General features: G+C 68.6%; 19 protein-coding genes and 1 tRNA gene. All 20 read left to right on the top strand.

From position 1 onward, the window contains the following. Nucleotide 1: 1 nt before the first annotated feature. The 20 genes from VFW04_01690 (at nucleotide 2) to VFW04_01595 (ending at nucleotide 22227) form a co-directional block, all read left to right on the top strand. Nucleotides 2–1948 carry a DnaA/Hda family protein gene (locus VFW04_01690; GenBank protein HEX5178015.1) on the top strand — a complete coding sequence of 649 codons (1947 nt, stop codon included), beginning with the start codon at nucleotides 2–4 and terminating at the stop codon, nucleotides 1946–1948. Next, nucleotides 1949–3574 carry a DUF4388 domain-containing protein gene (locus VFW04_01685; GenBank protein ID HEX5178014.1) on the top strand — a complete coding sequence of 542 codons (1626 nt, stop codon included), beginning with the start codon at nucleotides 1949–1951 and terminating at the stop codon, nucleotides 3572–3574. After that, nucleotides 3571–4389, top strand: coding sequence for a protein-glutamate O-methyltransferase CheR (locus VFW04_01680; protein HEX5178013.1), 819 nt, complete (start codon nucleotides 3571–3573; stop codon nucleotides 4387–4389). Before VFW04_01685 ends, VFW04_01680 begins: the two co-directional genes overlap by 4 nt. Continuing rightward, nucleotides 4386–4868, top strand: a complete 483-nt coding sequence (locus VFW04_01675; GenBank protein HEX5178012.1) for a chemotaxis protein CheD — start codon at nucleotides 4386–4388, stop codon at nucleotides 4866–4868. The genes VFW04_01680 and VFW04_01675 overlap by 4 nt, the downstream gene beginning before the upstream one ends. After that, the gene (locus VFW04_01670) at nucleotides 4855–5952 is read left to right on the top strand and encodes a chemotaxis response regulator protein-glutamate methylesterase (GenBank protein ID HEX5178011.1); all 1098 of its coding nucleotides are present in this window, start codon (nucleotides 4855–4857) and stop codon (nucleotides 5950–5952) included. The genes VFW04_01675 and VFW04_01670 overlap by 14 nt, the downstream gene beginning before the upstream one ends. Continuing rightward, a complete protein-coding gene (locus VFW04_01665; GenBank protein HEX5178010.1) occupies nucleotides 5949–6404 on the top strand; it encodes a chemotaxis protein CheW in 456 nt (151 codons plus the stop codon). Before VFW04_01670 ends, VFW04_01665 begins: the two co-directional genes overlap by 4 nt. Continuing rightward, on the top strand, nucleotides 6401–6889 hold the full coding sequence (locus VFW04_01660; GenBank protein HEX5178009.1) for a chemotaxis protein CheW: 489 nt from the start codon (nucleotides 6401–6403) through the stop codon (nucleotides 6887–6889). Before VFW04_01665 ends, VFW04_01660 begins: the two co-directional genes overlap by 4 nt. Further along, nucleotides 6882–7751: a tetratricopeptide repeat protein gene (locus VFW04_01655; protein ID HEX5178008.1), complete on the top strand. Its 870-nt coding sequence runs from the start codon at nucleotides 6882–6884 to the stop codon at nucleotides 7749–7751. The genes VFW04_01660 and VFW04_01655 overlap by 8 nt, the downstream gene beginning before the upstream one ends. Before the next feature lie 23 nt (nucleotides 7752–7774). Next, nucleotides 7775–8749, top strand: a complete 975-nt coding sequence (locus VFW04_01650; protein ID HEX5178007.1) for a hypothetical protein — start codon at nucleotides 7775–7777, stop codon at nucleotides 8747–8749. A gap of 333 nt (nucleotides 8750–9082) precedes the next feature. After that, nucleotides 9083–9156, top strand: a tRNA-Val gene (locus tag VFW04_01645). Nucleotides 9157–9227: 71 nt separating this feature from the next. Further along, entirely contained in the window at nucleotides 9228–10973 is a 1746-nt protein-coding gene (locus VFW04_01640; protein ID HEX5178006.1) for a tetratricopeptide repeat protein, read from the top strand. Between the two features lie 235 nt (nucleotides 10974–11208). Next, nucleotides 11209–12162, top strand: a complete 954-nt coding sequence (gene rsmH / locus VFW04_01635) for a 16S rRNA (cytosine(1402)-N(4))-methyltransferase RsmH (protein HEX5178005.1) — start codon at nucleotides 11209–11211, stop codon at nucleotides 12160–12162. Continuing rightward, a complete protein-coding gene (locus VFW04_01630; protein ID HEX5178004.1) occupies nucleotides 12144–12446 on the top strand; it encodes a hypothetical protein in 303 nt (100 codons plus the stop codon). Before rsmH ends, VFW04_01630 begins: the two co-directional genes overlap by 19 nt. Nucleotide 12447: 1 nt before the next feature. Beyond that, on the top strand, nucleotides 12448–14421 hold the full coding sequence (locus VFW04_01625) for a penicillin-binding transpeptidase domain-containing protein (protein HEX5178003.1): 1974 nt from the start codon (nucleotides 12448–12450) through the stop codon (nucleotides 14419–14421). Further along, nucleotides 14418–15893: a UDP-N-acetylmuramoyl-L-alanyl-D-glutamate--2,6-diaminopimelate ligase gene (locus tag VFW04_01620; protein HEX5178002.1), complete on the top strand. Its 1476-nt coding sequence runs from the start codon at nucleotides 14418–14420 to the stop codon at nucleotides 15891–15893. The genes VFW04_01625 and VFW04_01620 overlap by 4 nt, the downstream gene beginning before the upstream one ends. After that, nucleotides 15890–17326, top strand: a complete 1437-nt coding sequence (murF, locus tag VFW04_01615) for a UDP-N-acetylmuramoyl-tripeptide--D-alanyl-D-alanine ligase (protein HEX5178001.1) — start codon at nucleotides 15890–15892, stop codon at nucleotides 17324–17326. Before VFW04_01620 ends, murF begins: the two co-directional genes overlap by 4 nt. Next, nucleotides 17311–18477 carry a phospho-N-acetylmuramoyl-pentapeptide-transferase gene (mraY, locus tag VFW04_01610; GenBank protein HEX5178000.1) on the top strand — a complete coding sequence of 389 codons (1167 nt, stop codon included), beginning with the start codon at nucleotides 17311–17313 and terminating at the stop codon, nucleotides 18475–18477. The genes murF and mraY overlap by 16 nt, the downstream gene beginning before the upstream one ends. Beyond that, nucleotides 18474–19901, top strand: coding sequence for a UDP-N-acetylmuramoyl-L-alanine--D-glutamate ligase (gene murD, locus VFW04_01605; GenBank protein ID HEX5177999.1), 1428 nt, complete (start codon nucleotides 18474–18476; stop codon nucleotides 19899–19901). Before mraY ends, murD begins: the two co-directional genes overlap by 4 nt. Next, nucleotides 19898–21133, top strand: coding sequence for a putative peptidoglycan glycosyltransferase FtsW (locus VFW04_01600; GenBank protein ID HEX5177998.1), 1236 nt, complete (start codon nucleotides 19898–19900; stop codon nucleotides 21131–21133). The genes murD and VFW04_01600 overlap by 4 nt, the downstream gene beginning before the upstream one ends. Beyond that, on the top strand, nucleotides 21130–22227 hold the full coding sequence (locus tag VFW04_01595; protein ID HEX5177997.1) for a UDP-N-acetylglucosamine--N-acetylmuramyl-(pentapeptide) pyrophosphoryl-undecaprenol N-acetylglucosamine transferase: 1098 nt from the start codon (nucleotides 21130–21132) through the stop codon (nucleotides 22225–22227). Before VFW04_01600 ends, VFW04_01595 begins: the two co-directional genes overlap by 4 nt. The last annotated feature ends 497 nt before the right edge of the window (nucleotides 22228–22724 follow it).

Here is a 22724-nt window from a genome sequence, read left to right as displayed (position 1 = left end):
GGTGGAGTTGGACGCGCGCTACCGCTTCGAGAACTACATCGTCGGGTCGGCGAACCGCCTCGCCGTGTCGGCGGCGCGCGCCGTGGCCCAGGCGCCGGGCGCTGCGTTCAACCCGCTGTTCATCTACAGTGGATCGGGGTTGGGCAAGACGCACCTCCTGTTGGCCATCGGCCACCTCGGCCGGCAGTTGCAGCCCGATCTCAAGGTTGCCTATTCCACGGTCGACGAGCTGGTGGACGAGCTCAACGCGAGTGTCGCGTCGAGCGCGGTGGACGCGCTGCGCGAACGCTACCAGAACGTCAACGTGCTGTTGCTGGACGACGTGCAGTTTCTGGCCGGGCGCCGCGAGACGCAGAGCGAAATGCTGCGGCTGTTCAACGGCCTGCAGCGGGCCGGACGGCAGATCGTCCTGACGAGCGATCGTCCCCCGACGGAAATCGCGGATCTCGATGAGCGGTTGATCTCCCGATTTTCGGGCGGGCTCGTGGTGGACGTCGGCGCGCCCGACTATGAGACCCGCGCGGCGATCGTGCGGCTCAAGTGCGACGAGCGCGGCGCGACGTTCGAGGCAGGCGTGCTCGACGAGCTGGCGCGCATCCCGTTCGGCAATGTGCGCGAGCTGCAGGGCGCGCTGAACCGGCTCATCGCGTCGCAGACGTTAGGCGAACGCGCCGTGACGCCGCAGAACGTGCGCGACGTGCTGGGCGAGCGGCCGGAGGCCGGCGCGGCGGTGGCGGCGCCGCGCGCGGCCGCGGTGCTGAGCCGGAACGGCGGCAGCGAGTTCTCGAGCTTCCTGAGCGATCTGAGCGCGGTGGTTGCCCAACAGATCGAGCCGTGGCGGATCCGGCTGCTCGAGGTGATGTCGCGCTGGCGGGAAGCCGGGTTCCTGACCGCGGCGATCGAGCGCGCGCTCGAGAGCACCGAGGAGCCCGACGTGGAGGCGACGGTGCGCCAGTACGAGAGCGCGGTCGCGCGCCTCCAGTCGCTGGCGCGCGAGGCCGGGGCGCTGGATGCGGCGCTGGCGGCGTCGGATCTCTTCCGCGACCCGGAGCGGGTGGGCGAAGCCGAGCTCGCGGTGGCCCGTCTGTTAGGCGCGGCCGAGCCGCCGCCGGGCCCGTCGCCCGACTTCGTGCGCTCGGACTTCGAGGTGGGCCCGTCCAACCAATTGGCCGTGCACGCCGCGGACACGGTGATCGAAGAACCGGGCAAGAAGTACAACCCGCTCGTGATCTACGGGCCGGCCGGCGTCGGCAAGACGCACCTCCTCAATGCGTTAGGCAATGAGCTGATCGCCCTCCGCGGGGGCGCGACCACGGTGGCCTGCGTGAGCGCGGCCCAGTTCACCGAAGAGCTCATCGCCGCGCTCCGCGACGGCGCCATCGAGCGGTGGCGCGCGCGGTATCGCGTCGTCGACGTGCTCATCATCGATGACGTGCACGAATGCGCGGGCACCGAACGGACGCAGGAAGAGCTGTTCCACATTTTCAATGCGCTCTACGCGAGCGGCCGGCAGATCGTGTTGTCGATGCGCTGCGCGCCCAGACAGATCGAGGGCCTCGAGGACCGGCTGCGCTCGCGCTTCGAGGGCGGTCTCGTGGTCGAGATGCAGCCGCCGGATCACGTGCTGCGCGAGCGGCTGTACGCGCGGTCGCTCGCCGCGGCCGATGTGCGCCACGACCGATCGCTCGTCGACTATCTGGCGGCGCGCGCCGTGGGAAGCGTCTCCGAGATCACGAGCACCGTGCAGCGGCTAACGCAGGCCGCGGACGTCGTGGGCGTGCCGCTCACGGCGGGCTTTGCCCGCAAGGAGCTCGAGGGCAGGCTGGCCGCGCCGGCGATGGCGCACAACGGCACCGGGCATCCCGCCGACCCGATGTTCCTCGATGAAGAAAAGGTGATCTGGGACTGGCCCGACCTCTCCGGTCGGGCGATCGAGGAGTTCCGGTAGATGGCGATCAAGGGCAGTCTGCGCGAAGCGAGCTTGCCGGACGTGCTGCAGCTCCTGGCGATGGGACAGAAGACCGGCTGTCTCAGCGTCACGGACCGCAGCAACTTCGGCTACATCTACTTCGACCGCGGCCGCATCTCGTACGCATCGATCGTGAACCGCCGCGACCGGTTAGGCGACATGCTGGTCAAGGCCGCCGTGCTCACCCAGACCGAGCTCGACTCGGCCATCGACATCCAGGGCACGCAGCACCGCCACAAGCGGTTAGGCGAAATTCTCATCGAGCAGCAGATCCTCTCGCGCGAGGAACTGCACCGCTACATCCGCATCCAGATCGAAGAGGCGGTCTACTATCTCTTCACGTGGACGCAGGGGACATTCAGCTTCGAGGGCGACATCCGGCCCGATGAGCACGACGTCCTCGTCTCGATCAACCCGGAGTCGCTGCTGCTCGAGGGCGCGCGACGGGTGGACGAGTGGAGTCTCATCGAGAAGAAGGTCCCGAGCTTCGACATCATTTTCGGCGTCGACGACGGACGCCTCGCGGCGAGCGAGGCGCAGCTGACGCCGTTGCAGGAGCAGCTGCTGCCGCTCATCGATGGGCGCCGCGACGTGACCGCGCTGATCGATGCATCCGGCGCCGGCGAATTCGAGGTGGGGAAGGCGCTCTACGGATTGGCGACCGCGGGGTTCCTGCACATCATTGGGAAGTCGCGGCCCGTCGACGAAGTGGCGCTCGAAGCGCGGGTGGAGGAACATCGCAACCTGGGCGCGGCATTCTACAAGACGGGGATGTACGAGGAAGCGACGCGTGAATTCCGCCGCGTCGTGGAGCTGCAGGAAAACGACGTGCAGGCGAGATTTTTCTTGTCGTTGGTGGCGATGCGTGAAGGCCGATGGTCCGAGGCGGTGCTCACGCTGCGCGAAGCGGCGGCGCAGCCCGGCGCCCGGGCGGCGGTGTTCCACAATCTGGCCTACGCGCTCGAGCGGTTGGGCCACCACGACGAGTCGCGCGAAGCGCTGGCCGAGGCGGCCCGGCGCGGCGGCGCCGAGGACCCGCGCACGCGTATTTCGTTAGGCGTGCTGGCGCTCAAGCGCGGCGACCTCGCCGAGGCCGACGAGCTGCTCACCAGCGCGCGCGCGCTGTTCGGGAAGAAGATGCCCCTGCCGGCCTGGTTCCATTACGCAGCGCTGGCCGCCGCGTTGCGCGACGACCTCGATCGCGCCGTCACGCTCATTACCGAAGGCCTCGCGGCGCACCCGCGCGGTCCGGTGTTGTGCAACACGCTGGCGGTCCTGTTCGAGCGCCGCGGCGATCTCTCCGCCGCCGGACAGGCGGCGGAGCGCGGCCTCGTGGAAAATGGCGCGCTGCCCCAGCTCCACAAGAACCTGGGCGACGCGCTCTACGGCGCCGGCCGATACGACGAAGCCCTGGAAGCGTACCAACGCGCCATCAAGCTGAACCCGGCGTTAGGCGACGACGTCTACTGCAAGTTGGGCAACATCCGCTACAAGTGGCAGGACAAGGATCAGGCAATGGCGTACTGGGAGCGCGCGCTCGCGCTCAATCCGGACAACCAGAGTTTGCGGGCGAATCTCGACCTCGTGCGGAGTCTGCCGGCGTGACCGAGGCGGCGATGGACCGCGAGTTCGAGCAGCTCACGGCGAAGATCGCGCGCGAGCGCGGCTTCGCGTGCGCCAGCTACAAGGAGAAGTGTCTGCGCCGCCGCATCGCCGTGCGGATGCGTGCGCGCGGCGTGCACACGTACCCGGAGTACGCGGGCGTCCTCGATGCGGACGCGCACGAGTACGATCTCCTGTTGGACGCGCTCACGATCAACGTCACCAAGTTGTTCCGGAACTGGGAGACGTTCCGCGCCATCGAGAGCGCGTGCGTGCCCGCGCTCTGGTCGCTGCCCGATCCCGCCTTGCGCATCTGGAGCGCCGGCTGCGCATCCGGCGAGGAGGCGCATTCGCTCGCCATCCTGATGCACCGGTACGTGAGCGAGCGCGGCGAATCGTCGCGGTTGGGCAGGGTGACGGTGATCGGAACCGACATCGATCGCGCGAGCCTCGAGGCGGCGCGTCGCGGGGCCTACGTCGAGGCGGCGTTCGCCGACACGCCGGCGGTGCTGCGCGAGTGGTACTTCTCGCCCACGTCGCCGCACGTGGTGCATGATGCGGTGCGCCGGATGGTGCGGTTCGAGCACCGCGATCTCCTGAACGAATCGCCGCCGATGCCGGAGCTGCACCTCATCGCGTGTCGCAACGTGCTCATTTATTTCGACCGCGACACGCAGGAGGCGTTGTTCCAGAAATTCCACGACGCGCTGGCCCCCGGCGGGTTCCTCGTGTTGGGCAAGGTCGAGACGTTGTTCGGTCCCGCGCGCAGCCGCTTCCAGGCCGTCGAGCCGCGGGAGCGCATCTTCCGGCGGCAGTGAGGGAAATTCGCGTGCGGGTGGCCGATGCGGCCGCGGCGCAGGGCGACGCGATGCTGACCACGATCGGGCTCGGCTCGTGCGTCGCCATCGTGCTCCACGATGCCGACCGGCGCGTGGGCGGGCTGGCGCACGTGCTGCTGCCGAGCGAATCCCTGGCGCAGGACCGGACGAACCGCGCCAAGTTTCCCGGCAGCGCCGTGCCGATGCTGCTCGAGCAGATGCAACAGTTAGGCGCGCGGCCCACGCGCATCACGGCGCGCCTCGTGGGCGGGGCGAGCATGTTCGGCGCGCTCCTGCCGGCCGGCGGCCTCCAGATGGGCGAGCGCAACCTCCTCGCCACGCGCGATGCGTTAGGCAAGGCGCGGTTGCCCATCATCGGCGAGGACGTCGGGGGCGGACACGGGCGCAGCGTGTTCTTTCACATCGAGACCGGCCAGGTGCAGGTCCGCTCCATGGTGAAGGGCGATGTCGTCCTCTAGGGCGCCGCGCACCGTGCTGGTGGTGGACGACAGCGCGTTCATGCGCAAGCTCGTGGCCGAGATGGTGGACGGCGCCGGCGGCTTCCGTGTGGTCGGCACCGCGCGCAACGGCCGCGACGCGCTGAGCAAAGTGCACGCGCTCAACCCCGATCTCGTGACGATGGACGTCGAGATGCCGGAGCTCGACGGCATCGGCGCGCTGGGCTACATCATGAGCGAGGCGCCGCGCCCCGTGATCATGCTGAGCGGCGCGGCCACCGGCGATGCGGGCGACCTCACCATCCGGGCTCTCGAGTTAGGCGCGGTGGATTTCGTGCGCAAGCCGTCGGGGCCGATCAGCCTCGACCTGGGCGCGGTGCGCGAGCAGCTCCTCGAGGCGCTGCGCGCCGCCGACCAGGTGAATCTCCAGGGCGTGGAAGTGCTGGCGCGCCCCCATGCGCCGGCCCAACGCACGCCGGCGCCGGAAGCGCGCGCGGCCGGCGCTGCGACGCGCGTCGTCGCCATCGCCGCGTCGACGGGCGGTCCGCGCGCGCTCGCCGAAATCATTCCGCGCTTTCCGCGCGACCTCGACGCGGCCGTCCTCGTCGTGCAGCACATGCCGCCGGGGTTCACGCGCAGCCTCGCCGAGCGGCTGGACGCGCAGAGCAGCGTACCGGTGGTCGAAGCGGTGCACGGCGACGCGGTGCGCACCAACCGCGTGTACATCGCGCCCGGAGGCTGGCACATGCGCGTCGAGCGCGCCCAGGGCGTCGGTGCGCCGACCATCGCGCTCGACGATTCACCGGCCATCTGGGGCGTGAGACCGTCGGCGGACCCGCTGTTCCGCAGCGTGGCAGGCGTGTTCGGGCCGCACGCGATCGGCGTAGTGCTCACGGGCATGGGTCGCGACGGCGCGGCGGGCGTGCGCGCGATCCACGACGCGGGCGGCGCCGGCCTGGCCCAGGACCGCGAATCATCGATCATTTACGGCATGCCGCACGCCGCTTCGTTAGGCGGCGGCGTCGATCGCATCCTGCCGCTCGACGCGCTGCCGGCCGCAATCGCGGAGCTCGTGGCGCACGACCACGCGGAGGAGCCGCGATGACCGCGCCGACGGACGCCGCACCGGCCACCGAGATGCTGCTTTTCCGCGCGAGCGGGGAACTGTTCGCGCTCGCGCTCCGCGCGGCGATCGAGGTGGTGGAAATGCCGGCGCTCGAGGCGGTGCCGGACATGGCCGAGGGCATGCTGGGCGTGTTCGCGATCCGCGGATCGTACGTGCCGGTGTTCGCGCCGGAGGTTGCGTTAGGCGTGTCCCCGGCGTCCGGGCACGCGGCCGTGGTGATGCTGCGGCGCGGAGCGCGCGCGGTGGGCATCGCGCTCGAAGATGTCGAGGACGTGATCATGGTGGATGCGTCGCGGCTGCACCATCCGCGCGCGGCGGCGGGCCGCGGCGTCATGGTCGGCGTCGAGCGGCGAGGAGGCGACCTGGTGGGCATCGTGGACGCGGACGCGCTGGTCGATGCGTGTGTCGCGCGAACCGGAGAATCCGAATGACAGCGGCAACTTCGCAGCAAGTGGTGACCTTTCGCGTGGGCGACGAGCATTTTGCCGCCGACGTGCTTTCGGTGGAGCGCGTGCTGCGCCACGCCGCGCCGACGCCGGTGCCTAACTTGCCGGCGTGGATGGAGGGCGTGCTCGAGTACCAGTCGCGGGTCGTGCCGGTGATCGACCTGCGGCGCCGCTTCGGTCTCGACGAAACGGACCGTCCCCAGGCGGGCGTCCGCATCATCGTGTTCCGCGCCGGCGACGAGTGGCTCGGTGCGCTGGTCGACGCGGTGCTCGAGGTGGCGAACATCGACCCCGCCCAGCTCTCGCCGCCGCCGCCGCTCTTCCGCGGCCTCAAGGCGGACTACGTGCGCGGCCTGCTGCACCGCGATGGGCGCATGGTCATTCTACTCGAGATCGAGCGGCTGCTCTCCGCCACCGAGCACCTCGAGCTGCACCGCGCGAGCCTGGGAGGAGCATCGTCGGATGGCTGACGTCGACGGACGACCCTTCCGCACGCGCTTCGGCGCCATCGAAGCACGGCTCGATGGTCCCGAGGCGGGCGCGGAGCGCGACGCGATCAAGACGGACATCATCGCCCTCTACAAGGAGGTCGAGCAGGAGATCGTGCAGCTCACCGCGCTGCGCGAAGATGTGAAGCGCCTCGTCGATCGATGGAAGCAGCTGGGCGGCGGCGCGCCGGCCAAAGCCACCAACGCCCCCGCCTTCGGCGGCGAGCGCCCGGTGATGGCCGACCACATCGGCGCCTCCACTTACCTCGAGAAAGGCTGGAGCCTCATCTCGTTAGGCGACCACGAGGCCGCCGAGCGCGCGCTGCTCAAGGCGCTCGAGCTCTCGCCCAACGACCCGCAGACGGAATCGCTGCTCGGCTGGGCGCAGATGCTGCAGGACAAGTACGACGAAGCGCTGCTCAACTTCCAGAAGGTGCTGATGCGCCAGCCCACGAATTCGCTCGCGCGCATCAACCTCGGCTACATCTGCCTCAAGAAGAAAATCTTCGGCGAAGCCATCGAGCACCTGTCCAAGGCCATTCGCCTGGACAACGACCGCAAGGCCACGTTGTACGCGCACTTCTATCTCGGTCTGGTGTATGCGGAACGAGAAATGTACGAGGACGCGCAGACGTTCTTTCGCAAAACGCTCGCGCTCGGTCCGAACCTCATCGAGGCGTACTACGAGCTGGGTCGCGTGCTCTGGTTCGACAACAAGCGGGACGACGCGCTCGAGACGTGGCGCGCGGGCCTGGCCGCCAACAAGTTCAATCCATGGGGCAAGCGTTGCGGGGAGATGCTCAAGCACATCGAGGACGGAGGCACGCCCGCGCGCAGCGCCTAGCGCTCGCGATCGCCACCGCCGCGGTGCTCGTCGCCGGTCCCGCGGCGGCGCAGATCGACTCGCCCGCGGTGCGGCTGGATCGGGGCCGATTCACCGTGGTCGCCTATCCCCGCGACATCACGCTCGCGCGCGCCGTGCTCGCCCATGCGACCGCCGCCGACACGTTCCCCGGGTTGCCGCGCCCAACGGAGCGCGTGCTGATCGCCATCGCGCCGGACCATCGACGCTTCCGCGAGTGGACCGGCGCCGGCGCGCCGGAGTGGGGCGCCGCCATCGCCATTCCGGACCAACGGCGCATCGTGATGCAGGGCTCGAATGCCGGATCCGGCGCCGGCAATCCCATGCAAGTGCTCCGGCACGAGCTCGCACACCTCACGCTGCACGAGTATCTGGGTGATCTGCCGCCGCGATGGTTCGATGAAGGCTACGCGAGCGTCGCCGCCGGCGAATGGGATCGCGACGCCGTGCTCACCACCAGCATCGGACTCGTGCTGCACGGCGTCCCATCGCTGGATTCGTTAGACGCCGAGTTCCAGGGCGGTGCATCGCGCGCCGATGCGGCGTACGCGCTGTCGTATCGAGCGGTGAGCGAGCTGGCCTCGCTCGACCGGCAGCGCGGCCTCGCGCTGTTGTTTCAGTACTGGCGTCAGACGCAATCGTTGGACGTCGCGATTCGCCGCGCCTACGGCCTTACGGAAGACGCATTCGAAGCGCAGTGGCGCGCCAATACCATGCGCCGGTACGGCGCGCTCGCCGTGTTGGCGAACATGACGCTCATCCTCGGATTGTTGGGCATCATGATCGTGCCGCTGTGGGTGATACGCCGGCGGCGCGACCAGCGGCGCATGGAGGCGCTGCGCCTCGCCGACGCCGCAGCGGAACACGCCGCCGACACGGATGCGCTCGCCGCGCTGCTCGCGGCCGGCCAGTCGGAGCAGCCGCCCTCCGAGCCGCCGTCAGCGTCGCCGCCGGACTCGCCGCCGCCCGACGAGATGTGATGCCGGCGTCACGAGACGCTGACCATCGCTTGACATGTGCGAGCAGCCGATCCACACTATGCGACTATGGTAAAAGTGGAGACACCTAGTCGTCCGCGGTCTTACGTCTGGTGGATTGCAACAGCGGTCTGCTTGGCGCTCGGCTATGCCGATCTAGTGCGCGGCGGAACGACGATCGCACCGATTCTGCTCGTCGTTGGTTACTGCGTTCTCATTCCGCTCGCAATCCTCAAGTAAAGCGGCAACGCTCCGTTCCACAGGCTTCCGTCACACCGGGGCGCGAAGTGTGCGTGACCAGGACCGAGCTCACCGGCGACAACCCGGCTTGTCCCGGGGCGAATAGCTCAGTTGGTTAGAGCGCCTGCCTTACACGCAGGAAGTCGGGGGTTCGAGTCCCTCTTCGCCCATGTACTGTTGTGCTTGGACCCCATCGGCGATGTTCGGGGTAGATCAGATCAACACTCGGAGGGTAGCGAACGTGAAGGCAAAGACTTACAGGGCGAGCGCGGCCGTGTGGGGATTGGCAGCGGTCGCATTCGCCTGGGCCCCGATGTCGGCAGCCGCGCAGATCACGCGGCGCGTTCCCATTCCCGAGGGGACGCCCCGGATGATGGTGGCGCCGTTCCGGGGAAACGAGGCCGGACTCGGACCCAAAGTGAGCGGGGAAGTCATCGACAAGCTCACGTCGGACATCCCTATCAAGAACCTCTTCGTCATTCCACAGAAAGCCGTCTGCGATAACCTCAAAGCGTCCGGCTTCAGCTGCGACAGCACGCCCGATCCGATCACGTCCAAGCTGCTCGCCACGCAGTTGCGCGCCGATCAGTATCTCGAAGGACAGGTCACGAAAAATGCGGACAACTACAAGCTCGAGACGCGCATGGTGCTCACGCGCGACAACAGCATGGTGCAGCCGCTCCCCGACCTGGAAGGCAGCAAGCTCGGAGATCTGATCGACAAGTTGTCGAAGGAAGTGCAGGCGGCACGCAAGCAACTGGACGACGAACAAAAGTGTGAGAACGCGCTGCGAGCGGGGAATGCGCAGGACGCCATTGCCTCCGCGCGAGCAGCCATCGCCGCATATCCACAGTCGACCATCTCGCGCGTCTGTCTCGGCAACGCGTTCGTTGCCGCGAAGGCGCCGCCCGATTCGATCATTGACGTGACCTCGAAGGCGGTCGCGATCGATCCAAAGAACAAGCCGGCGCTCGCGCTCCTGGCCGACGCGTACAAGGCGAAGGCCGATACGCAGAAAGACACGACGGCGCTCGACAAAGCGGTCGACACGTGGGCCGCCGAGCTGGCAGCGGATCCGAAGAACCTGCGACTCGTCGAAGATGTGACGCAAAAGATCGCCGCGTCTGGCCGCGCCCAACGCGCCAAGCCCATCATCATCCAGGCCGTGAAGGACAATCCGGGCGACCCGTCGCTCGTGCATTTGAAGTGGCTCATTCTACAAGCCACCAAGGACTACGCGGAGGCGGCCGCCACCGGCGAAGAGATGGTGCAGACAGACACGTCGCTCGCCGACACGAGCTATTTCGTCCGTCAGGCATCGCTCTATGCACTCATAAATCAGCCGCAGAAGGCAGCCGAGACGACTGCAAAGGGCGTGGCGAAGTTCAAGAACAACGCGGCGCTGTTGTCGCTCAATGCGCAAACGCAGGAGCTCGCGGGTAACACGCAGCAAGCGGTAGACGCGGCGAACCAGGCCATCAAGATCGATCCAAAGGCCGAGCACGTGTACCTGCGTAAGGCGAAAGCCGAGATGGATCTCAAGCAGCCCGACAGCGCGGTTGCAGCGCTCAAGCAGGCGCTCGCCAACGGCGAGGACAAGGGCAACGTCGCACAGTTCCTCCTCGTGCTCGCGAATGGCGCGTATCAGGCGGCGAACGCGGACACGGCCAACGGCCAGAAGCCGTCGCTTGCCGATTGGCAGAAAGCGATCGGCACGATATCGACTGCGGACAGCGTCGCATCGAGTCCCACCACGAAGTTCTTGCTCGGTGTTTCGTATTTCCGCGTGACGGACATCGCGGTCCGGCAGAATCAGACCGACAAGAAATGCGATCTGGCAAAGACGGCGCAGGACGCGGCGCTCAACTCTCAGATCAACATGCAGGCGGGCGGATCGGTGGATCCCAAGACTGCGGCAACGATTCTGGGAATCTTGCCAAAGTACCAACCGGCGATCGACGCGCAGGTGAAGAAATACTGCAAGTAGTCGGTGCCCAGATCATGTAACGACGCGCCCGCCGATGTTCGGCGGGCGCTGTCGTTAGGAGGGCGCTTGACGCCGCGCATCGTTCGCCGCTAGTGTACGCGTCCGACGCCGAAGCCGGCGTACCGCGGAGATGGATCTTCGGCGTGCACATGCCCGCCGCGCGCCACCATGGATGCCATCGACACATCAGATCGAGTCCGCCAGCATGGATCCTCCGAGCGAACTATCGCACACCATGTCGAATGCTGGTGCATGGGCGAGCGAATACCATGCGCCGGTGATGGCGAAGGAAGTCGTCGACGTGTTCCGCGGATGCGGTGTCGTGCTCGACGGAACGCTCGGCGGCGGCGGACACGCGCTGGCATTGCTCGAGTCCGGTGTGCGCGTGATTGGAATCGACCGGGATCCCGATGCAGTCGCGGCGGCGCGCGAGCGACTTGCTGCCTACGAAACCGCTGATCGATTTCGCGCGATCGTTGCGAACTTCGCAGCGCTCGACGATGTTGTCGATCTCAATGACACGCGCTTCGACGGCGTACTTCTGGATCTCGGCGTTTCATCCCACCAATTGGACGACCTTGCGCGCGGCTTCTCGTTTCGCGAGGGAGCAGCGCTCGACATGCGCATGGACGGAGCAGTGAATGCGGGCGGACCGAGTGCCGCCGAGCTGTTGCAGGAGGCCGACGAACGCACGCTCACACAGATTTTTCGGGAATACGGCGACGAGCCCCGCGCCCTCAAGCTGGCTCGCGAGATCGTGCGTCGTCGCCAGCGCCGGCCGTTCATCACGAGCGACGATCTGGTGGGCGCCATCCGCGCGGTGCTGGGCGCGCCTCCGCGTACTGGGCCCGCGGTGTTCGCGCGGCTCTTCCAGGCTGTGCGCATCGCGGTGAACGACGAGCTCGGCGCGCTGGAACGGGCGCTGCCGTCGCTGCGCGATCGACTCACCCCGGGAGGTGTGATCGCGGTGATCGCGTATCACTCGGGAGAAGACCGGATCGTCAAGCAGACGTTCCGTGCATGGAGCACGGCGTGTACGTGTCCGCCGAGGCAGCCGGTGTGTACGTGCGGCGGACGGGCGCTGGGAACGACACTCACCCGCAAGGCGGCCACGGCGAGCCCGGCAGAGGTCGCGGTCAACTCGCGCGCGCGGAGCGCGCACCTTCGCGCATGGCGAAGCGCCGCGTAGCCGCGCGCGGGCGCGCGTGGGTGGCGCTGGCGCTCTTCGGTTTCGTTCTCATCGCCGCGGGCGTCATCTGGCGGAGGACGGCGGGCATCACGCGGTCGCGCGACATCCGCGTGCTCGAGCAGCGGCGGGTGCAGCTGGAGTCGGAGCGGGCGCAGCTCGAGAGCGATGTGCGCGATCTGTCGAGTCGGAGCGTACTGGCGCCGCTGGTCGAGCGGCGGCTCGGCATGCGCGTGCCCAACGACTCGCAAGTCGTCATTCTTTCGCGATCCAGGTCGGCGCCGTAACGTGCTTCGCCAGAGCCGTATCACTCTCATTCACCTGTCGCTGGTGTTGTTCGCCGGAGCGATCGTCGTGCGCGCGGCGCAGGTGCAGCTGTTCCAGTCCAAGCAGTGGACGCAGAAGGCGGCGCGGCAGCATTTCGCATCCACGGAGATTCCCGCATCTCGCGGCGCGATTTACGATGTGAGCGGTGCTCCGTTAGCCATGAGCCGGGCGATGCTGCGGCTCAGCCTCTCGCCGCGCGAGATCAAGGATCGGCGCGCGGTGGGGCGCGTCCTGACCAGCCTGGGCGTGCCGGGGGAATTCGTGTCGCGCGCGACGGATGCGCGGCGTGCCTGGGTGGATCTGCCGGGGACGTATTCGCCGGCGCGCGCCGCGGACCTGGCGGCGATGCGCGGCGTGTACACGCGCCCAACGGTGGACCGCGTGTACACGCCGCGCGAAGCGACGCGGCGCATCGTCGGGTGGGTGGACGACACCGGCACCGCGCGCGGCGGCCTCGAGCTCACGCTCGATTCCTTGCTGCGCGGCACCGATGGACACGCGGTGACCGCGCGCGACGCGCGCGGGCGGCGATTCGATTCCCCGGCCGACAGCGATGTGGCGCCCGAGCCGGGCGACGCCGTGCAGCTCACGATCAATCAGGAGCTGCAGGAGATCTCGGTGCGCGCGCTCTCCGATGCGATCGCCAAGATGGGCGCGACGGGCGGCGACATCGTGATTCTCGATCCGCAGGACGGGGAGATCCGCGCGATGGCGAGTCAGCGCGTCGGGCAGCCGACGTTCGGCAACCCGGCGTTGAGCGAGCCGTTCGAGCCGGGCTCGACGGTGAAGCCGTTGTTCGCCGCGATGCTGTTGCAGCGCGGCCTGGCGCACCCGACGGACACGGTGAATACCGAGAACGGCGTGTACACGATCGAAGGCCGCACCATCCACGACGAAGAACCGAAGCCGCAGCTGACCCTGGCCCAGGCGATCGAGTACTCGAGCAACATCGCCATGGTGAAGTTCGTCTCGCGCCTAACGCCGCGGCAGGAGTTCGAGACGCTGCGCGACTACGGCTTCGGCATGCCGACCGGCGTGCCGTATCCGGGCGAGGCGTCGGGGATTCTGTATCCGCCGTCCGAGTGGTCCAGGCAGTCGCCGGCGTCGATGGCGATCGGATACGAGGTCGCGGTGACGCCGTTGCAGCTGGCGGCGGCGTACGGCGCGATTGCGAACGGCGGCGATCTGTTGGAGCCGGCGTTGATCAAGGAGATCCGCGCGCGCGACGGGACCGTGTTGTATCGTCACGACCGGCGCGTCGTTAGGCACTTGTTGTCGCCGCAGGTCGCGGCCACGGTGCGCAAGATGATGGTCGGCGTGGTGCAGGGCGGCACGAGCACCGAAGCGCAGCTGGCGCGGTTCACCTTGGCGGGCAAGAGCGGCACGGCGCGCCGCGGCGCCACCAAGCACGGGTACAGCGCCGGCCGGTACACGGCGTCGTTCGTCGGATTGTTTCCCGCCGACAAGCCGCTCTACGTGATCATCGTGAAGCTCGACGATCCCAAGTCGACGATCTTCGGCGGGAAGGCCGCGGCGCCGGTGTCGAAGATCGTGTTGCAGGCGGCGATCGCGTCGCGCGATGCGGCGCTCGACCGGAACGCGCTCGCCTCGAGCGAGACGCTGTCGAAAATCGAGGATACCACCGTGGCCTCGACCGGCGATGTCGCGCGCGCCCCGGCGGCGCCGGACACGGACGACGCGCCGGCGCCGCCGATCGTGGTCACGCTGCCGGCGCGCGCGGCCGCTCAACGGACGCTGCCGCCGCGCGCCGTCCCGGATGTGCACGGCCTGTCCATTCGCGCCGCCGTCTACGCGCTCCACCACGCCGGTTTTCGCGTGCAGGCGAGCGGCGCCGGCACGGCGCAGAGCACTTTGCCTAACGCAGGCGTCGTCACGGGCGCGGGCGCCGTCGTGCGGCTGGTGACCTCGCCATGACGCCGTTCGACACGGCCCGTATCGTGGCCGCCCTGCGCGCCGCCGGCGTGCTCGCCGACACCCACGGCGCGCTGCCGGCCCAGCTGACCGATGTGAGCGATGACAGCCGCCACGTGCAGGCCGGATCGTTGTTCGTTGCCGTCAAAGGGTCGGAGCGCGATGGACACGACTTCCTGCCGCAGGCGGCGGCCAAGGGCGCCGCGGCGGCGATCGTCGAAGACCGATCCCGCACCGAGCTCCCGGCGATCGTCGTGCGCGACGGACGGCGCGCGGCGGCCATCGCCGCATCGGCCGCGTTCGATGCGCCGGCGGAGGCGCTCCGCATGGTGGCGGTGACGGGCACCAACGGCAAGACGACCACGGTCCACATCCTGCGCCACCTGCTCGATGGACACGGCGGCAAGAGCGCATCCATCGGCACGTTGGGCGTGCTCGTGGGCAGCGCCGGTACTCCGTTAGGCGACGGCGGAGATGCCGCGCTCACCACGCCGGGACCCGTCGAGCTGCAACGCACGCTCCGCGCCCTCGTGGGCGCCGGTGTGCGGTCCGTGGCCATGGAGGCGTCGTCGCACAGCCTCGACCAGCATCGTATCGACGGCCTCGCGTTCGAGTCCGCCATCTTCACCAACCTGACGCGCGACCATCTGGACTACCATGGCACCATGGAGGCGTACTTCGATGCCAAGGCGCGCCTGGTGTCGTACCTCGCGCCGCGCGGCGTCGCAATCGTCAATGCCGATGATCCGGCGTGGGCCCGATTGTCCGGTGCGCCGCGCACGATCACGTTCGGTCTCACCGACCGCGCCGCCGTGCGCGCCGAGTCGATGCGGTACCTGCCGCGCGGCAGCGAGTGGCGTCTCGTCGCCAACACCCAGCGACATGCGCTGCACCTGCCGCTCATCGGCGACTTCAACGTCGCCAACGCCCTGGGAGCGTCGGTCGCCGCGTGGGATCTTGGCCAATCGCTGTCCGAGGTCGCGTCGCGGCTGCGCACCGTGCCGCAGGTGCCGGGCCGGCTCGAGATCATCCACGAGCATCCCACCGTGCTGCGCGATTACGCGCACACCCCCGACGCGCTCGAACGCGCCATCGCGGCGGTGCGGCCGTTCACCCGCAAGCGCCTGATCGTCGTCTTCGGATGCGGCGGCGACCGGGACCGCGGGAAGCGTCCCCAGATGGGCAACATCGCCGAGCGTTCTGCGGATTGGGTGATCATCACCAGTGACAACCCGCGCACCGAAGACCCCGACGCGATCCTCGACGACATCGAGCGCGGGATGCGCCGAACGAATCACGAGCGCATCGAAGAGCGGGATCTCGCGATCCTGCAAGCGCTGGAGCGCGCCGATGCGCGCGACGATGTGATCCTGCTCGCAGGAAAAGGCCACGAGACGTATCAGATTCGGGGCACGGTCAAACATCCCTTCGACGAAAAGGTGGTCGTGGCGGAGCTCACGGGCAGGATGCGGTGACGGACGGCAGGGCGTCATCGCTCAGCAATACCGGCGCGGCGCCGTTCGGTCGTGAGCGGGAGGGAGGGGAGTCGTTCTGGACGCCCGATCGCGCGGCCCGGGCGCTCGCGTCGTGCGCGCGCGGCGCGCTGCCCCGTGGGTCGTCGCGCTTCACGGAGGTCAGCACCGACACGCGCGACATCGCGCCCGGCGCGCTGTTCGTGGCGCTCGCCGGCGAGCATTTCGATGCGCACGAGTTCTTGCGGGACGCCGTCGCGCGCGGCGCTCAGGGGGTGGTGGTCGCGCGGCCGGAGGCGGCATCCGGGCTCGGCGTCCCGGTCTATCCGGTGACGGACACGCTGATTGCGTTAGGCGCGCTGGCCAGCTACCGGCGCCGCGCATGGGGACCCAACGGGCCGGTCATTGCGATCGCGGGCTCCAACGGCAAGACGACGACGAAAGAGCTCGCGCGTGCGGCGCTGGCGAGCCGGCTCGAGGTGCACGCGACGGCGGGCAACTTGAACAACCTCGTCGGCGTGCCGTTGACGCTGCTCGCCCTTCCCGATGCCGCGGACGCGGTGGTCGTGGAGTTGGGCATGAACGTGCCGGGCGAAATGGCGCGCCTGCGCGCGATCGCCGAGCCGACGATCACGGTCATCACGTGCATCGCGGAAGAACATCTCGAGGGATTGGGGAGCATCGAGGGGGTGATGCGCGAGGAGTCGATCGCGCTCGACGGTGCGCAGATCGGCGTCGTGCCGGCCGCGCAGCCGGAGCTCGTGTCGGCGGCGCGCGGACGCGTCCGGCGCCTGGTGACGGCGGGGCTCGGCGAGGGCGACGTGTGCGCCGCCCGGTGGGGCGCCGCACCGGACGGACGCGGATGGCTGGAGGTGGACGGCGTGACCGTCAGACCGCCGGTGCCGGGCGCGCACAACCTGCGCAACGCGATGCTCGCGATCGCCGTCGCCCGCGAATGCGGCATCCCCGCTGCCGACGCGGCGCGCGGCATCGAGGGCGCCGTGATCCCGCCGATGCGCATGGCGTGGGAATCGTTAGGCGCGGCGACGCTGATCAACGACGCGTACAACGCGAGCCCGGCGTCGATGCGTGCGGCGCTCGACGTGTTGGGCGGGCTCACCGGCGGTCGGCAGCGCGTGGCGGTGCTGGGCACGATGCGCGAGCTCGGCTCCCACGCCGCGCGGCTCCACGGCGAGATCGCGCGCGACGCGCTCGCCACCTCCGTGGAGGTGATTGCGGCGGTCGGCGAGATGGCGGCGGCGCTGCAGGCCGCCGCCCCTGCCGACCCCCGACTCGTGCTCGCCGAAGATCTCGACGCGCTCTGGCCGCGTCTCGAGGCGCGCCTCGCGCGCGATGCCATCATACTGCTCAAGGCCTCGCGCGGCGTGCGCCTCGAGCGACTCGTCCCGCTTCTCACCGCTTGGGCGACGCGATAGTGCTCTATCATTTTCTCACTCAGTACGTGAACTCGTGCCGCGTGTGCGGCGTGTTCAATCTCTTCACCTACATCAGCTTTCGCTCGGTCGGCGCGGCGCTCACGGGATTCGTCATCGCGATTCTCATCGGCAAGCCGATCATCGTGCGGCTGCGTGCGATGAAGGTGCGCCAGGTGATCAGACAGGGAACGCCCGAGACGCATCAGGGCAAGGGCAACACGCCGACGATGGGCGGCCTGATCGTGATCATCGGCGCGGTGGTGCCGACGCTGCTCTGGGCGCGCCTCGACAACCGCTACGTGTGGATCGCCCTCATTGTCACCGTGTGGATGGGCGGGATCGGTTTCCTGGATGACTACCTCAAGCTCAAGCAGAAGCGGGAGGGACAGGCCAACGTCGGCCTCGTGGAGCGATACAAGCTCGCGGGACAGATCGTGATCGGCGTCGGGTTAGGCCTGTGGCTGTGGAAGGCGCCCTTGTCGACGCTGCCGGGCGCATCCACCACGCTGCCGTTCTACAAGTATGTCCTGCTTCTGCCGCTCACCGCCGGCCTGGCGTGGCTGTACGTGCCGTGGGTCGCGTTCGTGCTCACCGGAGCGAGCAACGCGGTGAATCTCACCGACGGTCTGGACGGCCTGGCGACCGGACTCACCGCCATCGCCGCGGCCACGTTCGCGATCTTCGCGTACATCATCGGGCGTATCGATACGAGCGAATACCTTCGCATCTTCTATCTGCGCGGCGCGGGCGAGCTCACGGTGTTCTGCTCGACGCTGTTCGGCGCGTTGATCGGCTTCCTGTGGTACAACACGCACCCGGCCGAGGTGTTCATGGGGGACACGGGCTCGCTGGCGTTGGGCGGAGCGTTAGGCGCGATCGCCATCCTGCTCAAGAGCGAATTCCTGCTGCTCCTCATCGGCGGCGTGTTCGTGGCCGAGACGGCGTCGGTGATCGTACAGCGATCGGTGTTCAAGCACCGGCGGCGGAAGTACGGACTCGAGTACGCAAAGGCGCATCGCGTTTTTCGACGAGCGCCGCTGCATCACCACTTCGAGCTCTCCGGCTGGACCGAAACGCAGGTGGTGGTGCGGTTCTGGATCCTCGGCATCTTCTGCGCGTTCGTCGCGCTGACCACGCTCAAAATCCGATGATTCCGCGCGCCTGGCGTCAGGGCGAGATCGCCGTCATCGGCCTGGGCGCGAGCGGCCGCGCGGCCGCCGAGCTGCTGGCGCGGGACGGGCTGCGCGTGTATGCGTCCGACGCATCTTCCTCCGACGCCGCCCAACGGGCGGCGGCGGCACTGGGCCGGTTAGGCGCGTCGGTGCAGACCGGCGGCCACGACCTCGGGCGCGTTGCGCGCGCGGCGGTCGTGGTCGCCAGTCCCGGTGTGCCGCCCGACGCCGCGCCGCTCGCGCGGGCGCGGTCGGCCGGCGTGCCGGTGGTGAGCGAGATCGAGATCGGCCTGCGCTACCTCCCGGAGCACACCCGCTACATCGCGATCACCGGCACCAACGGCAAGACGACCACCACGGCGATGGTCGGCCACCTGCTTCGCGCGCTCGGCCTCACGGCCGTCGACGCGGGCAACATCGGAACTCCGCTCACCGAGATCGCGCTCGCGGCCACGCCGCCGGCGTGGGTGTCGCTCGAGGTGTCGTCGTTTCAATTGCACGACACGCCCAGCATCGCACCGACGGTCGGGGTGCTCACGAACCTGAGCCCCGACCACCTCGACCGCTATCCGTCCGTCGACGCGTACTACGCCGACAAGGCGCTGCTGTTCGCGAGCGCGTCGGCGTCATCCAAGTGGGTGCTGAACGCGGACGACCGCGAGACCGCGCGCATGGTGCAGTCGGTGGCGGCGGCCCATCCGGCTGCTGCGGCGCCGACGGGAGCGGCCTGGCCGCTGCGCGGCGCACTCGACTTCAGCCTCAAGCATCGAGCGGAGGCATACTATGATCGGATGTCTGATGATTTGGTGGTGATGGGCCTGCCTTTGCTCGCGCGCCGCAAGCTGGGGCTCTTCGGCGACCACAACGTGGCCAACGCCCTCGCGGCATCGCTGGCGGTGATGGCGGCCGATCCGTTGCACACGTTGCCTGCGTCGCGGGCGCAGATCGCCGCCGGCCTCCAGTCCTTCCGCGCGCTGTCGCACCGGCTGGAGAGCGTCGGCGAGCTGGGCGGCGTCCTCTGGATCAACGACTCGAAGGCAACCAACGTGAGCTCGACGCTGGTCGCGATCGAGGGCATGACCCGGCCCACGGTTCTTCTGTTAGGCGGCAGGCACAAAGGCGAGCCGTACACCGCGCTCGCCGAGCCCCTCCGGCGCATCGGGCGCGCCGTGATTGCCTACGGAGAAGCCGGCCCGATCGTCGCCAAGGATCTGGAGGGCGTGGTACCGCTCTTTCAGCTGGGGTCCGATTTCGAGGCCGTCATGGCGAAAGCGAGATCGCTGGCGCAGCCGGGCGACGTGGTGCTGCTCTCGCCGGCCTGCTCGAGCTACGACATGTTCGCGAATTACACGGAACGCGGCGCGACGTTTCGCAAGCTGGCGATGCAGGGGTCGGGCTCGTGAAGTCGCGCACGTCGGGAGCGAACGCGGCCGTGGCCGCGGGCGCGCGCGCATCGAAGAGCTTGGCGGTGCAGGGCGGCCGCCGGCGATGGCGCATGGGCGTCGATGCGCGGGCACTCGTGATCGTGACTGCCGCGCTGCTCGCCTTCGGCGTGGCGGTGCTCTACAGCGCGAGCGCGCTCGTGGCGGAGCGAGATGGCCACGGCAGCACGTTCTTCCTCCTCAGGCAACTGGGCGGCATCGGTATCGGTATCGTGCTGTTCGCGGTCGCCGCGAAGATGGATGCGGAGCGCTGGCGCGAGTGGGCGTGGCCGATCATGGGATTTAGTATTGTAATGTTACTTATTCCGGTGCTGCCCTTCACCGGCGCGATCGCGCCCCGCATCAACGGGTCGCGGCGGTGGGTCAACGTCGGATTCGCGTTTCAGTCGTCGGAGCTGGCGAAGATGGCGGTGATCGTCTGGACGGCGATGCTGGTGGTGAAGAAGGGCGACTTGATGCGCCGGCTGACCAAAGGATTGTTGCCGTTCCTCCTCGTCCTTGCCGTCCTCAATCTGCTGGTGCTGCTCGAGCCGGATCTCTCGATGGCCATGACCTTCACCCTGATCATGGGCGTCATCCTGTTCGCGGGCGGTGTGCGCATCGGACACGTGGTGCTGCTGTGCGTGATCGCCATCCCGCTGTTCTGGCACGAGCTCGAGAAGGTGCAGTACGCGCTGCTGCGCATGACGTCGTTCTTCAATCCCGGGCATGCGCCGGAGGTGGTGGGCTATCAGCTCAAGCAGTCGCTCATCGCCGTCGGCTCGGGCGGGCTGTGGGGCGTGGGATTCGGCCAGGGCCGTCAGCAGCTTGGCTTCGTGCCGTTCCCGTACAACGATTTCATTGCGAGCAATATCGGCGAGGAATGGGGCTGGTTAGGCATCGTGGGTGTGACGCTGGCGTTCGCGATCTATGGGTGGTTGGGCTTCCGTATCGCGAAGCAGGCGCGAAGCCAGTTCCAGCAATTGTTGGCGATCGGCATCGTGTTCAACACGGTGAGCACGGCGTTCCTGCACATCGGCGTGGTGATCGGGCTGCTGCCGACCACGGGTCTGACGCTTCCGTTCATCTCGTACGGGCGGACGAATCTGGTGCTGTCGATTCTCATGACGGGCATCCTGGTGAACGTCGGGAGCGTCAACGAGCGCGTGCTGGGAGCGCACGCGACGGATCCGCTCGGAGTCACAGCGGCGTGAGGGTGCTGTTCGCCGGCGGAGGAACCGGCGGGCATCTCTATCCGGGGCTGGCGATCGCCCGGGCGCTCGTCCGAGAGCGCCCCGACGTGGCGCCGTACTTCGTCGGGGCCGAGCGCGGCATCGAGCGCGAGGTGCTGCCGTCGACCGGCTTCGCCTACCGGCTGCTCGATCTGCATCCGTTGTATCGATCGCGGCCGTGGCGGAGCTGGCGCACGGCGGCGGGGCTGGCGAGCGCGTGGCGATCGTTAGGCGGGATCGCGCGCGAGGATCGGCCGGCGCTGGTCGTGGGCACGGGCGGCTACGCCTCCGGCGCCGCGCTGGCGTGGGCGGTTCGCGCGGGCGTTCCGCTGGTGCTCCAGGAACAGAACAGCTATCCGGGCATGACGACGCGCTTCTTTGCCCGCCGGGCGCGCGAGGTGTACCTGGGCTACGGCGAGGCGGCCGCACGCCTTCGCGTGCGGCCGACGACGTGGTTAGGCGAAACAGGGAACCCGATCGCGCCGCCGCCCGAGCCGCGGCCGGCTCGGGCGGCGGCGCGGCGGGAATGGGGATTTCCGGAATCCGGCGGCGCCGTGGTGCTCGCGTTCGGCGGCAGCCAGGGCGCGCGTCCGATCAACGATGCGCTCGCCGGGTGGGTCGCGCGCGGTCTGCCCGACGGCGTGCATCTCATCTGGGCGACCGGACGCGCCTCGTACGAGCGATACGCGCATCTGGAGGCGCAGCGCGTGCGCGTGGTGCCGTATCTCTCGCCCATCGAGCGCGCGTACGCCGCCACGGATCTCGCCGTGACGCGCTCGGGCGCGCTCACGCTCGCCGAGCTGTGCGCGTGGGGCATCCCGATGATCCTGGTGCCGTTGCCGACGGCCGCGGCGGACCACCAGACGGCAAACGCCAGGGTCGTGGCCGACGCCGGCGCGGCGATCGCCGTGGCGCAATCCGAGTTCTCGGCGCCGCGCCTCGACGCCGACGTCAGACGCCTAACCGCGAACGCTGCCGCACTCGCGCTGATCGCCGCGCACGCGGCAGGCCGGGGACGTCCGAACGCGGCGCAGGAAATCGCGCGGCGCATCGCGAATCTGCTGCCGCCCGCCTGACGACCATCGTGGGCCAAGCGGTGAGGTGGCTCTTCAGTCGAATCCGGCGAACACCTCCGCAAGATCCAGCGTCAAGACGGCGCGAGGTCTCCCGTCGTCGGGGAGCCGGCCGAGGTCGTCGATCGTGTACACGGGACGTCTGATCGCCATCGCGGTGTGTACCTTCCCGGTGTCTGGCCTGTCCACTCGGCATGGGCCGAGTGTAAGGGTGGTGTCGGGAGCGGTGTCATCGAACGAGCGCGCGGGTAGGCCAATCGTTGCCCACTAACGAAGCGCGTCTGAGTCAATGGTAGGGCGCGTTTCGGGCATCTACGCTCATAAAGACGCGGACACAGCACGGGCACAACGGGCACTGCACGGATTGTTCTGCTGCAACAGATGGCGCTTGCTGCGGGAGAACAAAGAGTCCCCACACACGTGCGTTGGTCCGTGCAGCCGCGCGATCCGTGCCGTGTCCGTTGTGCCCGTGCTGTGTCCGCGTCCCTATGAGCGTAGAT

This window comes from Gemmatimonadaceae bacterium (assembly GCA_036273715.1).
Classification (GTDB): Bacteria; Gemmatimonadota; Gemmatimonadetes; order Gemmatimonadales; family Gemmatimonadaceae; genus JADGGM01.
This window is presented reverse-complemented; position numbering and strand designations above follow the sequence as displayed.